Below are 14,593 nucleotides of genomic sequence, written 5' to 3'. Positions count from 1 at the left end.
AAGATCTAATTTTTAGAGTGGCGCCATAATTTTGGATATTATGCGTAAGCGTTATATAGAGGTTTAAGCAAGATTTAGGCGCATCATCTAGGTTCCACATTAGAACTGAATATGAAAAGGTGATATTTTGAGTGAGTTTCGGACCTACTTTGATTTTATTTTAAATCAACACTGACCGACCAAATTTTAAATACTATTTTTAAATACTATATCGATAGGAAAAATAACAATGTCAAAAGACACTGATAATCCCAATACCACTACTTCAAACGAGACCAGCCAGAACAGTGCATCACAAGAGACCGTCACTTTTGCGTTAGCCCAGTCACATTTTTTGGTTGGTGATATCACAACCAATACTGAGAAAATGCGCACACTTGCCTTACAAGCGCGCGAGCAAGGGGCAGATGTTATTATTTTCCCTGAACTGGCGTTATTGGGTTATCCCCCTCAGGATTTATTGCTACGCCCAAGCTTGTCAGGTCGTGTGAAAAACGCGTTGTCAACTTTGAGCGATATTGATGATATCGTCATGATTGTCGGCTATCCGCATGTCGATCATCATGGTACTTTTAACTCCGCCGCTATCTTGCACAATGGTCATCAAAAAGGCTTTTATCATAAGCAAGTTCTGCCAAATTATGGCGTATTTGATGAGCGTCGCTATTTTGATAAAGGTCGCAACCAAGTTTTATTTGACTATAAAGGCATCACCATCGGTCTCCTCATTTGTGAAGACTTATGGGAAAAAAGCCCTATCTCTGAGCTAAAAAAGCAAGGGGCTGATCTGATTGTTAGCTTAAATGCCTCGCCTTTTGAGATCGAAAAACAAGACAATCGCAAAGCCATGCTCGCCAAACGCAGTCGTGAGAACAATCTGCCCATCGTATATGTGAACGCGGTCGGTGGTCAAGACGACCTAGTATTTGACGGTGGCTCTATGGCGGTACAAGCTGACGGTAGCATTGCACACGAAGCTCCGCGCTTTATGAATCAATTACTACTGGCTACGTTGGATGTCAAAACAGCCAAATTTAATAACCAATCCAAAGCGCCATTGACCCTGAGCCGCGAGTCTGAGATGTATCAGGCTTTGGTGGTTGGTCTACGTGACTATGTCAATCACTCGGGATTCTCTGGCATTATCGTTGGTTTATCTGGCGGTATTGATTCAGCATTAACACTATGTATCGCCGTTGACGCCTTGGGTGCGGATAAGGTATACGCAGTCATGATGCCGTACGAGTATACGTCTCAAATCAGCTTAGAAGATGCACAAGCACAGGCTCGCCGCTTGAATGTCTCTTACACGGTGTGTCCGATTTTTGATGCAGTTGAAGGTATTCGCCATACTTTAGCGCCATTATTTAATAAATCACCAGCAGACACCACAGAAGAAAATATCCAAGCACGTGCGCGCGGTGTGGTCTTGATGGCTTTGTCTAACAAGTTTGGTCATTTGGTTATCACTACTGGTAATAAATCAGAGTTAGCCGTTGGCTATTCGACGTTATATGGTGATATGGCAGGCGGCTTTGATGTACTAAAAGACGTTTATAAGTCACAGGTTTATAAGCTTGCAAGCTATCGCAACCGTTTGGAAGACACACCCGTCATCCCTGAGCGCGTCATCACTCGTCCTCCATCAGCTGAGCTACGTCCAGATCAAAAAGATCAAGACAGCTTGCCTGACTATGATGTACTAGACGGCATCTTGATGTCCTACATCGATGAAGACATGGGTTATCAAGACATTATAGATAAAGGTTTTGATGCAGAATTGGTCGCAAAAGTCATTCAGATGGTCGACAATAGCGAATACAAACGTTTGCAATCGCCGATTGGCACGAAAATTAGCCACAAAGCCTTTGGACGTGAGCGTCGTTACCCATTAGTGAATAAGTGGTCGATAAAAGGCTAATTGTTTTAGCTAGGTTGGCTTTTAATTTTTAAAATCTGGCCTAGGCTAATAACTTTACTTTTTATAAATAATTGAACTTTTATAATTGGCTGGGAGCTCTCCCAGCTTTTTTAGTTTCTATAAACCGAACGCCCCTGTATAGACAATGAAACGCAATGTTGATACACCACCTCGATACAGCAGTAGGTACTACTGGCACAATTTTACGCGATTGCAGTGCGTTTGCCACTCGGGAAACTCAAAAAATCTGTTCCAGTAACACTATAACCTTTTAAACTATTACAACTACCTAAAATGATTTTTCGTTAAGTCTAATCAAACCTTTTCATTTTTGACCCCTACATTGTTACCTTCACATTTTTTACCGAGACTGTCATGAGTTTGCTAACTGCTAGTGTCTTTCTTATTCTACTACTGGCTCTGAGTGGTTTCGTCTCCGCTGCCGAAATTGCCATTGCCGCTGCTCGCAAGATTAAGCTACAAATCATGGCAAAAGAAGGCGAAGTTCGGGCGTTTGATGTCCTAAAAATGCAAGAGCATCCTGGTAGTTTTATCACTGTCGTGCAAGTAGTACTAAACGCGGTCGCCATCTCAGCAGGCGCGGTGGGTGAATCAGCCATTAGCCCTTATTTGCGACTTTTAGTGAACAATGAAGCGGTGTCGTCCGTTATATCATTCGTATTGATCACCAGCTCATTCTCCTTGCTCGCTGATTTGATGCCCAGACGTTTGGCCATGTCAAACGCTGAAATTGTCGCTGTGCGGCTCGTAAGACCCATGATGCTTTTAATTTTCATATTTAAACCCGTCATTTGGGTGTTTGATGGTGGCGCCAATGTCATTTTTAAGCTACTAGGCATTTCAACCATACGCCAAGACGATATGACGCCAGAAGATATCTATGCTGTCATGGACGCAGGTGCAGAAGCAGGCGTGCTCAAAAAACAAGAACACCATCTGATAGAAAATATCTTTGATATGCAAGAACGTACGGTTACTTCGGTAATGAATCCACGCGAAAATATCGTTTATTTCGACACCAAGACCAGTACCGAAAAAGTTGTCGAGGTCATGATTGATCAGCCACATAATAAGTTTTTGGTCTGTCATGACGATGACTTAGAACACATTATGGGTTATGTAGAGTCACGCAGTTTTTTAGCATTAGTCCTGAATCAACAAGAGGTCAGCTTGACCGACAAAGCCCTACTAAAGCCTGCACTCTTCGTTCCTGATACGTTGTCTTTGTTTGAAGTATTAGAGATGTTTAAGTCTACTGGCTCTGACTTTGCGGTCATCGTTAACGAGTATGGCATGGTCGTCGGTGTCATCACGCTTAAAGACGTGATGAGTATCGTCATGGGTGAGCTTGTGACGCTAGAGGAGCAGCCTATTGTTCAGCGTACCGATAACTCTTGGCTGATTGATGGTATGACCCCTATTGAAGATGTGGTTCGAGCTTTGGATATTGTCAATCTGCCACGCAGTCAAAACTATGAAACCATTAGTGGCTTTATGATGTATATGCTACGCAAAATCCCCAAGAAAACCGATACCATTGAGTATGCTAATTACCGATTTGAGATTATCGCCACTGACAATCTCAAAATCACTCAAATGCTAGTCACCAAATTCGAAGACCCTGCATAAAAGTATTTATAAAAGCCATGCGGTTATACAAAGTACTTAAGTAGGGTTTTACTAAGCGTTCATGCTGATTGATTGCTATGCTGTCGTCCTGCATCCATAATTAAAAAGTGTTAAGGTAAGCGTTTTTGCGTGCCCATTGCCATAACAATGGGTTCATTCAAAAGGCAAGTGCATTATGGAAGTAGAAACTAAGAAAGCAGGCTTTTTAGCAATGGGTTTGATGATTGGCTTGCGAATCGCTGTTTTATTCATTTGGATGTTTGCCAAACTGGCAGAAGAAGTGTTGGAAGACAACTTAGAGAGGTTTGACAGCAGTATCATCGGATTTTTTGAAACCCTTGAAACGTCTACACTTAATGCTGTTTATACCTTGCTTACTGAAATGGGCTCGGTCTGGTTTGTGGCAAGTTTATCGGTGATATTGATTTTATTTTTGTGGTTTAAAGCCAAAGACAAATGGGCGACGCTTGTATTTGTGGTCGCCATAGGTGGCAACGGGGCGCTAACGTGGTTATTAAAACAAATTTATGAGCGAGGACGGCCTTCTATCAATGAGGCAATCGATGCAGTGGGCTTTAGTTTTCCAAGTGGCCATTCGATGGGCTCGCTGGTCTTTTACGGATTCCTCATCTATCTGACGATAAGAAGCCACCAAAAGAGAGCGGTAAAAATAGCATTATCAATGGCTTTAGGTCTTCTTATTTTGCTTATTGGTACGAGCCGAGTTTATTTAGGCGCACATTTCCCAAGTGACATCATTGCAGGTTATCTGGCGGGGACCATCTGGTTGATGCTTTGTATATTGGTACTTGAGTGGATACGCTGGCAAAGCAATAGTCAGGTAAATCTTGGCCATGCCTTGCAAGGACTTTTCTTCTCCAGCTATGGGACTACAACGCAGCAACGCAAACATTGATGGACAATCAAAAATGGCGTGCTTTGAGATACTCAAATGCACGCCACTTTGTACAAACGTATTGATAGAAATAACTCCAACTTAAAATGACTCTCTTGCCCCAAAGATTGCTGTGCCAACTCGCACCATTGTAGAGCCATTGGCTATCGCTTCCGTCATATCATCACTCATACCCATACTTAGCGTATCCCAACTATCCAGCTCTGGGTGGCGATTCTTTACTTCTTCAAATAACTGCTTGGTTCGAGCAAAAGCATCGGTATCGGCCTTAGCAGGAATAATCATCAAACCGCGCAATCGCAAGCGTTCATAACCTTTGATGGTATTTATCAATTCAGGTAGTTGTTCTGGCAAACACCCTGATTTGCTTTCTTCATTGTCGATATTCAATTGAATCAGTACATTCAATGGCGACATCTCAACTGGACGTTGATCGTTTAAGCGCTTGGCAATAATGTCACGCTCAACCGTTTGTACCCAATCAAAATGCTCAGCGATATCGCGAGTTTTGTTGCGCTGAATACTACCGATGTAATGCCAGACGATCTTTTCACATTCAGGTTGTGCTTTTAAAGTAGCGATTTTTTCGATAGCTTCTTGTAAATAGTTTTCGCCAAAATGCACTTGTCCTTGCTTGGCCAACGTTGCAATCTTCTCAGCAGGTTTGGTCTTAGAGACAGCCAATAGCATAACACTCTCAACTTGTCTTCCCGCATGTTCACACGCTTGTATCACCTGTTTACCAACCTGCTGCCAATCATTAATAAGATTTTGATTGTCCATATTATTTTCACTGTTTTTCATACGTCACTCACGAGAATATCGAATCAGTTATTTTTAATTCGCTATGATAACTGTTTTTTAATAGCAGTTTTTAGGCGTCATAGTCCGTTCACAATAAAGGAGATATCATTAAAATAGTTGTCGCCTGAAATATAGTCATTTGTCATAAGCATAACTAATTTTGCATTTTGTTGATGTAGTAGATGGTTAAATGTCAGTAGTCTTGTTATTATATTGTTACACAGATTAACATTCGCTACCAAACAAAGTAGTAATGGTACATCTTCCTAATTTTCTTTCATCAAAGTCATTGGCCTAAACAAGGTCATCTATCGATTGGCAATCGTACACTTTTATGCTCTTTTGTCTTACCCTTATTGATAGGAATATCCGATTATGGCTGAAAAAAGCACCTTAAGCATCGAAGACTTACTTCGTTTTACGGTCAAACACAAAGCATCAGATTTACATATTTCGGCTGGAATGCCGGCCATGATTCGAGCTGATGGCGAGATGACGCGAATCAATATGCCGTCGATGACGCATCAAGTGGTTCATCAGCTTATTTATGACATCATGAATGATAGGCAGCGCGCCGATTTTGAAGAGTTTTTCGAGACAGATTTCTCTTTTGAAATTCCTAACTTGGCCCGTTTCCGAGTAAATGCTTTTAATCAAAATCGCGGCGCAGGTGCAGTATTCCGTACCATTCCCTCTAAAGTCCTGACCATGGAAGACTTAGGGATGGGTGAGGTATTCAAACGCGTTTCAGAGTTTAAGCGTGGCGTGGTACTGGTTACAGGTCCAACAGGTTCAGGCAAGTCAACCACGCTTGCGGCCATGATTGACTACATTAATGAAACTCGTAAAGAGCATATTTTAACCATTGAGGACCCGATTGAATTTGTCCACGAGTCCAAGAAAAGTCTGATTAACCAGCGTGAGGTTCACCGCGACACATTAGGTTTTGAGCCTGCGCTACGCTCTGCATTACGTGAAGATCCCGATGTGATTTTGGTGGGTGAGCTACGTGACCTTGAGACCATTCGCTTGGCATTGACTGCCGCTGAAACAGGACACTTAGTGTTTGGTACCCTACACACCAGCTCAGCCGCCAAAACGATTGACCGTGTCATTGATGTGTTTCCAGCTGCAGAAAAGGACATGATTCGTGCGATGCTGTCAGAATCATTGCAGGCGGTTATCTCACAAACGCTGCTTCGTCGCCAAACAGGAGGACGTGTCGCTGCGCACGAAATCATGCTGGGCACACCTGCGATTCGTAACTTAATCCGCGAGAATAAAATCGCTCAGATGTATTCTGCGATTCAAACAGGGGCTGGTGACGGTATGATTACACTTGATCAAACACTGAAGAACCTGGTGGGAAAAGGCACCATTAGTAAAGATGTTGCCCGCCCTTATGCCAAACAACCTGAAGCGTTTTTATAGTAATATCAAGTGTGGGTCACTAATTCATAATTATTGACATAAGAGTTAGTGACACACGATATCTTTTCTTCCTATTGATCATTATTAGCGATTTTTAAAACATGATTTTAGACACTTTTTTAATCGATTTACATCGAGTGCAGGTACGATATGGACATTGATAAGCTGTTGCAACTAATGATTAATAAAAATGGCTCTGACCTTTTTATTACTGCTGACGTCGCGCCTTCCATGAAAATAAATGGAAAAATCCTGCCAGTAGGTAAAACGCCTTTGACTGCTGACCAAACCATGAGGCTGGTGAAGGGTGTGATGACGCCAAGCCAGCAAAAAGAGTTTGAAGAGACGAATGAGTGTCAATTTGCCATCTCTGATGAGGCACAACAAGCACGTTTTCGAGTCAGCGCTTTCATACAGCGTGATATGGCCGGGATGATTTTACGAAAAATCGAGAATAAAATCCCGACCGTTGAGGAACTACGGTTACCACCAGCACTAAAAGAGCTGGCAATGAAAAAACGGGGTATTATCTTGTTGGTTGGGGCAACAGGTACAGGTAAATCCACTACCCTTGCTTCTATGATTGGACATCGCAACCAGAACTCTCATGGTCATATCATCACCATCGAAGACCCTATCGAGTTCGTTCACAAGCACCGTGGCTGTATCATCACTCAGCGTGAAGTCGGTATCGATACACATTCCTTTGAGGCGGGTCTAAAAAATACCTTGCGCCAAGCCCCTGACGTTATCTTGATTGGTGAAATTCGTAATCGCGAAGTCATGAGCTACGCCATTCAGTATGCCGAGACAGGTCACTTGGTTTTTGCCACCTTACACGCCAACAACGCCAACCAAGCAATTGACCGTATCATTCATTTCTTCGAAACCAGTCGTCATAATCAACTGTTTATGGATTTGTCGCTTAACCTCCAAGCCATTATTGCTCAGCAGCTTATTCCAACCCCTGACGGTAAAGGACGACGTGCTGCCATTGAGATTTTGTTAAACTCACAACTGATTAGTGACTATATCCGTAAGGGTGAGGTTCATGAAATCAAAGATGTTATGACGCGCTCGCGCGATAGCGGAATGCAAACCTTTGACCAAGCCCTCTTTGACTTATATGAGCAAGGAGAAATTACGTATAAAGAAGCCATTCTCCATGCTGACTCTCCAAATGATTTACGCTTAAAAATCAAACTTAGCAGCAAAAACGGTACGGCCAATTTGGATGAAGGCGCTGACAGCTTGTCATTAGACATCACTTAGACAATGCTATTTTCTCAAGCTTGCTCTTAGCTTTTGTTAAAAAAATAAAAGTCACTGTCACAAAAAAAGCCTTTACTACAAAGAGTAAAGGCTTTTTTATTTTGAACATATCATATTGAACGTAGCATAAAATCCTACTTAGTTCACAATCCCAAATTCACATACAGCTACTTGGCGCTGTCCCGACACTCTTGATTATTGCAGATACCATAGAGTACGAGTGAGTGACCTGATAATTTAAAACCGTGCCTCTCTGCTACTTTGAGCTGCTCGTCTTCAATCACCTCATTGTGGAACTCTATAATCTTCCCGCAAACATCGCAAACCAGATGATCATGGTGACCTTCTTGGGTAATTTCAAACACGGACAAATTGTTTTCAAAGTTATGACGTTCGACGATTCCTGCCTGTTCAAACTGGGTTAATACGCGGTAAACAGTCGCTAGACCCACATCTTCGCCTTGTTCAATCAGTGCTTTGTAGATCTCTTCTGCACTCATGTGATGTAGCTCAGCACTTTCGAGTAGCTCTAAAATCTTGATACGAGGTAACGTAACCTTTAATCCGGCTTTACGTAAATCCTGATTGGTAAAAGAAGCCATAATATTCCTTCTGACTGTGACAGTCTTGATAAATTAAGATCCAAATATGTGAGATAAATAATCGTTACTGATTACTTTTTATTCAATATAAAATATTTTGATAATTGCAAACTGGGATGTTCTAAATGAATTACTGTCTTGTTATTTTTAAGAAAATCTCAATGCAAGTCTATGAATTTAAAATATAAATAATAAAACCACTTAGGTGGTGTTTGGTAAATAATGTCGTAAGTGGTAGGAAATTGCAAGTAAATGACGTATCATTTGTCCAAGATTGTCGGCCAGATATGCACCAATCAAATTTGGCCTTGCCTAATTCATTTCTTATGAGTCATCTTATCATGATAAAGACATTAACTTTTCGTCCATTAAGCCGTACCAGCGCATTGCGCAAAATTGTTATCACCAGTGTGCTGAGTGCTACTGTTGCGATGTCTGGCTGCTCATTATTGAGTGTTTATAAGATTGATTTGCCACAAGGCACTGCTATTACTCAAACTCAAGCACAAAAAGTGCAAGTGGGTATGAATCAAAACCAAGTACTTTATATCCTTGGTAGTCCAGCCATCAGAGACACCCTTGAACCTAAGCGTTGGGACTATATTTACGACTATCAAGCAGGTACCGAAGGCCAGCGTCGCGGCATTGCAGATGTCAAAAACGCCAGCCAACATTTGATTATTTATTTTAATGATAGTGGCTTGGTCAATCGAATTGAAGGTATAGAAAGCCTTCCAGCTTCTTAATTAAGACCGTTAATTGACTTCAAAGATTGGTAGCTTAGCCATTAGCCACGCGATTTGCTCTTGCGCTGAGACATTGGATCAGCGCTTAAGCTGCGGTACACTTCAATACGGTCAAAAGGCTGCAATATATAGTTAAGCGGCTGCTTTTTTGCATAGACGCCGATGTGCCAACGCTTAGCAGTTGGCGTGGCGATATTCATGACTTCTTGACACCAGCTCGCAAGATCTGGAAACTGAGTCAACCAGCCTGCTTGCGCAAGTGCTTCATATAGACTGGTATTATGACTTACTTGTAAAGCCAAATAATGCTGGCGCTGGACGTCTTCGGCATATGCCAAATATACTGTCATCAGCATTGACTGCGCTAAAGCTTTCACAATATTACCACTGCTCGTTTTATTACCTTCATCTATCAGTTCAACCACTGCATCACCCAGCCTATCAGCGCTAATAATAGAGCAAGCGGCACAACCAAACGTATCGCAATGCGCCACAAGTTGTAAAACGCTTCATTATTAAAGTTCAATGACTTGCGTAAATGACTGATTTTCATCTGCCAGCCCACGAATATTGATAACAATAACACGGCTATGCTACTGATGATGACTAGAATACCGACCAACCATGTAGTCGGAATAGCAACGACCAATACTAGCGCCAATACAAAAGTGGCGACCAAACTGATCAATAACCCAAACTTGTGCGCTAATTGCTGAGTGCTATAGTGTAGTAAGTAACTAACAACAAACAACACCCCTACCCAATATAACAGCTGCCCAATGGGTGGTAACGACATACCACTAAGCAGTAACGCAACCACGCCAACAAGCAACTGCAATATCCAAATCGGTAATACCAGTTTGGTTGCGCGATATTCATTGGTCGCGCGATTACGAACAGCATTTTGAGTATTTGCTGGGACTATCTGTTTGGTCACAAGATTTTGACCAAACCAATATAGGCCTGTCCCTGCCCCAACACTGACCAAGGCCAATGCTACAGCACGCGCCCATTCACTCAAATTGATATCCGTCATGGCAAAATCAATCGTAGGCAGACCATTAGCCACACCCAGTAACAACCCTACTACCATCAACCCCAACCCAATCGGTAAAGGTGCGACGCCAAGCAAGCTCAGCAATACTGTGATGACCATCAAGCCTGCTGCAATCGCAAAGCTTGGTATAACAGGAGCACTATTGAGCTCAGTGAGTGCCGCCAATATACTCGTACTGGCACCAGATATGACCAGTGCTGCGATAACGATAGACACTAGGGCTGCTAACCAACCAAAGCTACGCCATACTGGGCTGGCATCTGCTTCACGAGTAAGCTTTTGCATACCCGCCAATGGCGCATCAACACTTCGATAGGCCAAGGCTATCTCTGCATAAACGACTGGCAGCGATACCACTATCATTGCGAGTAGCCAAAGCAACCAAAAATCAATCTCCCCGACTGATGCAGGGGCAAACCAGCGAAACAGCAACAATGGTAGCAAGGCTGCGATAAAATAAGAAGCATAACGGATCATCATAATCTAAATCCAAACGATCTAAAGGTCTAAAGGGAATAACGACAATTTATAATCATACAGAGCGATGACAATTATCTATCAATGATTCTACTGCGATATTGTCTCTATAATATAGGGGACAGACAGTTATAAAAAAACCCCGAAATCGGGGTTTGATAACTAAATAGCGACGAATATATGGTCAAACACTGAGTGGCCCCAGTTACGAGAACACACTTTATGTACTCGTAAAAGACGCTGATGCGTTAGTGTACGGCGCTTATGTAGTCTGACAAGATACGAATATCACGATCCGATAGCTTTGATGCTACTGTCTGCATCATACCCATCTCGCCTTCTTTAGCAGCATCATTGACACGCTTCTGCTCATCACTGTCGATATCATCAACACGACCAGCAGCACGGAACAATTTTAGCTGAGTGGCGATATATTGTGCATGTTGACCACCCAAACGTGGAAACGCCGCCCAAACATTACCAGCAGCGTCTGGACCATGACAACCAGCACAGCCGATAATGCCACGTGATTTATCGCCGCCTAAGAAAAGCTTAGTTGCTTCTTGGTTGGTTGCAGGATTACCAAAACCAACACCCCAAGGCGCTTGGCTAGCATAGTAACCCGCCACATTGGCCAAGTCTTGTTGAGACAAGTTCGCCACTTGCGATTGCATGATACCATTCTTACGGTAGCCGGCTTTAAAGTTGACCAACTGTTTGTAGAGATATTTTACGTTTTGACCACCTAGATTAGGCTGTGCAGGAACCACGCTGACACCGTCAACACCATGACAAGCCGCGCAAACGGCTTCTGCAACTTGCTTACCAGCATTGACATCGTATTCAGGAACAATAATAGCAGCTTGTACGCTGAAACTTGCAACGCATAAGCTGGCAGCAGCGATTAACTTTTTCATTGATACAAATCCTACTAGCTCGACGTAAGCATTATTTAGAGTGATTGCACTGAGAAGATACCTGATATAAGCTGCCCTTTTATTGTCAGGCAGACATCTATTTTAAGGTCTTGGACACAAGCAGTCTGAAAGTACTTACTAACATCAGGGTTTATTTTCAATTATTATAGCAAGACTTTGTAGCATTTGCCTACTTAATCGTTACATCTGCCAGTTTTTATGAGGACGCACTAACATGTCCACTGAACAATAAGTACGTTTGTCATTATAAACCCCTTGTTCTCTTGGGTACTGCTCAATCTGATACTTAAGCCAATTATTTACTCATGTACTCAATCAGCTTGCGATAATCTTCATCACTACAGCTGCTACAAAGTCCGCCAGCTGGCATTTGTGTCATACCGCTCTTTACTGAATTGATCAATGCTGGCATGCTTTTTTGTTTCATAAGCTGTTGCCATTTGGCACTGTCACCTTTTTTTATAGCATTTAGTGCGCCACTATCGTGACAAGCAGCACATGAGTTATTATAGGTAGTAGCAATGTCAGCCGCATTGGCGCTGGTCATCATGACACTACTTAATAGTAATGCAGCCCCGCTACCTATCAAAATACGATAAGTTTGGCTGAAAATTGTGGTGATTGAGAACATAGAACACCTCCATTTGATGTTGCATTCGTTTAATCAACCATTCTATTAAACGGTGTTCATTCAACATATCTTACTAAACATTGTAACAATGTATGTCATATAAACATAGATAAATATAGTTTGGCTTTAGTAACGCGTTTCCTGCTAGCAATAACTTGGGCTAATAAGTAATTCATTTAATGTTATGCTGGCATTTATATGATGTTAATCATCGTTATTTCAATAAGTAAGACAGGTAATAGTATAGAATAGTCAGTAATTTAAGATAATTGCTTTTTGCCTATTGGACGCCGACATTGTCCGAGATAGCTTCTTATATTTATATAATGAACTTATCTTGTGTCTTGCCTATGACCTGCTGACTAGATTTTACGACCGTATCCATTTTTTTGAAGATTAATGAGCCATTTATGAGTACCCCGTTTACAGATGTTGCCGCCGAACATGCGTTGTTCAATACTAAGTCTCGTCAAAAAATTCAGCAGACTGAATTTATGACGTCAGCGCCTACCTTCCGTCTCTGTCCTCCTGATGTGGGATTGGAGGTTGCGTTTGCAGGACGCTCAAACGCGGGCAAATCTTCGGCTATCAATGCCTTAACCAATCAACGCCAGTTGGCCCGCTCATCCAAGACGCCTGGGCGTACGCAAATGATCAACTTTTTTAGTATTGGTGATAGTGATAGAAGATTGGTTGATTTGCCAGGTTATGGCTATGCTGCCGTACCACTTGAGATGAAAAAAGAGTGGCAGGTCGAGCTAGAAGAATACCTGGTATCACGCTCAAGCCTTGCAGGTTTGGTGCTGATGACTGATATTCGTCATCCGCTCAAGTTTTTTGACGAGCAAATGCTGCATTGGGCAAAAGATGGAGAGCTGCCAGTACATATCTTATTGACTAAAGCGGATAAGCTCAAATACGGTGCTTCTAAAAACGCCCTTCTTAACACCCGTAAGCGCCTTAAAAAACTAGGACTGAAGTGCACCATTCAGTTATTTTCAGCTCTAAGAAAAGAAGGCCTTGACGAGTTGGCTGGAGTGATGGGTAATTGGTACGATTATCAATTAAACGACGAAAAAATCGTTGAGACCGATCTTAGTGAGCCAGAGGGTGCTGACTATGATGTCACTGAAAACGGCGACGAACCACTGGATACTGCACACAAGAGTAATGAGCAGAAAGACGCTGAGTAAATGTCGTCTATCATAAAAAAGGGCTTATCGTACATTACGATAAGCCCTTTTTCGTCATTATATTTTATTACTCTACCTAGATTGCTTAATGGGTGAGGCTCATAAAAACTTACTATCCACAACCTATGCTACCCGTATAATAAATCCGCCAATGCTTGTGGCGTATCTACTTGATACGTGGGCTGTTCGTCAGCCAGCTCGTCACTAGAAGCCGTACCATAATTAACCGCAATACTGGTCATACCCAGTTGAGTGGCCATTTGAATATCGTAGATACTATCGCCGATAAAAACCGCGTCAGAGATTTGTTGCTGAGTATAATCCAAGATATCAAGAAGCATCTGTGGATCAGGTTTTGAACCCGCCTCATCAGCACAGCGTGTCATAACAAAATAGTGATGACTCTCGGAGGCATCCAATACCCGATCTAGCCCTTTTCTTTTTTTGCCTGTAGCGACTGCAAGGCTTTTGCCTTGACTTTGTAAGGTCTGAAGCATAACTTCTATTGGAGGAAAAAATGGGGTCCGATGACTATTAGGAATATAGTAATCGGCGTAGCTCTGCTGAATAGCCAGCTTTTGCTTACCACTTGCCTGCGGGTATAAAATCTCAATGCCATTCATTAAGCTTAGCCCGATAATGTCCTTGACTGCCTTATCCGTCGTCTGGAACCCATGTGCTTCTCCTGCCACATGCATAGACTCTACGATTAGACCAATTGAGTCCATCAGCGTCCCATCCCAATCAAAAATAATCAGCGTTTTATTAGATAAGTGATGATCGGATACTAACTGGCAAGTTCTGGTAGAGGCTAACGTACTGGCGGCTGCAGATTGTTCACTCATAAATTTACCTTGGCGAATAGCGATAGGAGATATAGTCGGTCTTAAATAAAATAAGAACAAACCTTATAACACGCGACTAAGATAAATTTGCTTGCTGTGCGTGCCCACAC

14 protein-coding genes are annotated in these 14,593 nt (G+C 42.3%); 7 read left to right on the top strand and 7 right to left on the bottom strand.

Features of this window, described 5'->3' with window-relative positions; translation table 11 throughout:
* The first annotated feature begins 229 nt into the window (after positions 1-229).
* From ACT3TH_RS06395 to ACT3TH_RS06385, 3 genes are all read left to right on the top strand, one after another.
* Entirely contained in the window at positions 230-1,921 is a 1,692-nt protein-coding gene (locus ACT3TH_RS06395; RefSeq protein WP_444755011.1) for an NAD+ synthase, read from the top strand.
* A gap of 375 nt (positions 1,922-2,296) precedes the next feature.
* Entirely contained in the window at positions 2,297-3,571 is a 1,275-nt protein-coding gene (locus ACT3TH_RS06390) for a hemolysin family protein (RefSeq protein WP_444755010.1), read from the top strand.
* A gap of 175 nt (positions 3,572-3,746) precedes the next feature.
* Positions 3,747-4,487, top strand: coding sequence for a phosphatase PAP2 family protein (locus ACT3TH_RS06385; RefSeq protein WP_444755009.1), 741 nt, complete (start codon positions 3,747-3,749; stop codon positions 4,485-4,487).
* 81 nt (positions 4,488-4,568) lie between these two features.
* Here the strand turns inward: ACT3TH_RS06385 and ACT3TH_RS06380 are convergent, their stop codons facing one another.
* Entirely contained in the window at positions 4,569-5,291 is a 723-nt protein-coding gene (locus ACT3TH_RS06380; RefSeq protein ID WP_444755008.1) for a YggS family pyridoxal phosphate-dependent enzyme, read from the bottom strand.
* 375 nt (positions 5,292-5,666) lie between these two features.
* On the opposite strand from ACT3TH_RS06380, the gene ACT3TH_RS06375 reads away from it, so the two are divergent.
* Positions 5,667-6,722: a type IV pilus twitching motility protein PilT gene (locus ACT3TH_RS06375; protein ID WP_444755007.1), complete on the top strand. Its 1,056-nt coding sequence runs from the start codon at positions 5,667-5,669 to the stop codon at positions 6,720-6,722.
* Positions 6,723-6,872: 150 nt separating this feature from the next.
* The gene (locus ACT3TH_RS06370; RefSeq protein ID WP_444755006.1) at positions 6,873-7,994 is read left to right on the top strand and encodes a PilT/PilU family type 4a pilus ATPase; all 1,122 of its coding nucleotides are present in this window, start codon (positions 6,873-6,875) and stop codon (positions 7,992-7,994) included.
* Positions 7,995-8,161: 167 nt separating this feature from the next.
* On the opposite strand, the gene fur is transcribed toward ACT3TH_RS06370, so the two are convergent.
* Entirely contained in the window at positions 8,162-8,596 is a 435-nt protein-coding gene (fur, locus tag ACT3TH_RS06365; RefSeq protein ID WP_444755005.1) for a ferric iron uptake transcriptional regulator, read from the bottom strand.
* A gap of 326 nt (positions 8,597-8,922) precedes the next feature.
* Between fur and ACT3TH_RS06360 the strand changes: the two genes are divergently transcribed.
* Positions 8,923-9,342 (top strand): outer membrane protein assembly factor BamE, encoded by a 420-nt coding sequence (locus tag ACT3TH_RS06360; RefSeq protein ID WP_444755120.1) that lies wholly within the window; start codon positions 8,923-8,925, stop codon positions 9,340-9,342.
* Between the two features lie 41 nt (positions 9,343-9,383).
* Here the strand turns inward: ACT3TH_RS06360 and ACT3TH_RS06355 are convergent, their stop codons facing one another.
* The 4 genes from ACT3TH_RS06355 to ACT3TH_RS06340 all read right to left on the bottom strand — a co-directional run bounded on the left by ACT3TH_RS06355 (position 9,384) and on the right by ACT3TH_RS06340 (position 12,445).
* Positions 9,384-9,767, bottom strand: coding sequence for an RnfH family protein (locus tag ACT3TH_RS06355; protein WP_444755004.1), 384 nt, complete (start codon positions 9,765-9,767; stop codon positions 9,384-9,386).
* Positions 9,755-10,879: a hypothetical protein gene (locus ACT3TH_RS06350; protein ID WP_444755003.1), complete on the bottom strand. Its 1,125-nt coding sequence runs from the start codon at positions 10,877-10,879 to the stop codon at positions 9,755-9,757. Before ACT3TH_RS06350 ends, ACT3TH_RS06355 begins: the two co-directional genes overlap by 13 nt.
* 245 nt (positions 10,880-11,124) lie before the next feature.
* On the bottom strand, positions 11,125-11,793 hold the full coding sequence (locus ACT3TH_RS06345; protein WP_444755002.1) for a c-type cytochrome: 669 nt from the start codon (positions 11,791-11,793) through the stop codon (positions 11,125-11,127).
* A 316-nt stretch (positions 11,794-12,109) separates the two neighbouring features.
* The gene (locus ACT3TH_RS06340; protein WP_444755001.1) at positions 12,110-12,445 is read right to left on the bottom strand and encodes a c-type cytochrome; all 336 of its coding nucleotides are present in this window, start codon (positions 12,443-12,445) and stop codon (positions 12,110-12,112) included.
* Positions 12,446-12,855: 410 nt separating this feature from the next.
* Here ACT3TH_RS06340 and yihA point away from each other — a divergent pair, with 410 nt between their 5' ends.
* Entirely contained in the window at positions 12,856-13,638 is a 783-nt protein-coding gene (gene yihA / locus ACT3TH_RS06335) for a ribosome biogenesis GTP-binding protein YihA/YsxC (RefSeq protein WP_444755000.1), read from the top strand.
* Positions 13,639-13,766: 128 nt separating this feature from the next.
* On the opposite strand, the gene ACT3TH_RS06330 is transcribed toward yihA, so the two are convergent.
* Positions 13,767-14,483, bottom strand: a complete 717-nt coding sequence (locus tag ACT3TH_RS06330) for an HAD-IA family hydrolase (RefSeq protein WP_444754999.1) — start codon at positions 14,481-14,483, stop codon at positions 13,767-13,769.
* Positions 14,484-14,593 lie beyond the last annotated feature (110 nt).

The organism is Psychrobacter sp. AOP22-C1-C5 (genome assembly GCF_052378885.1).
In the GTDB taxonomy this organism is placed as follows: domain Bacteria; phylum Pseudomonadota; class Gammaproteobacteria; order Pseudomonadales; family Moraxellaceae; genus Psychrobacter.
This window is presented reverse-complemented; position numbering and strand designations above follow the sequence as displayed.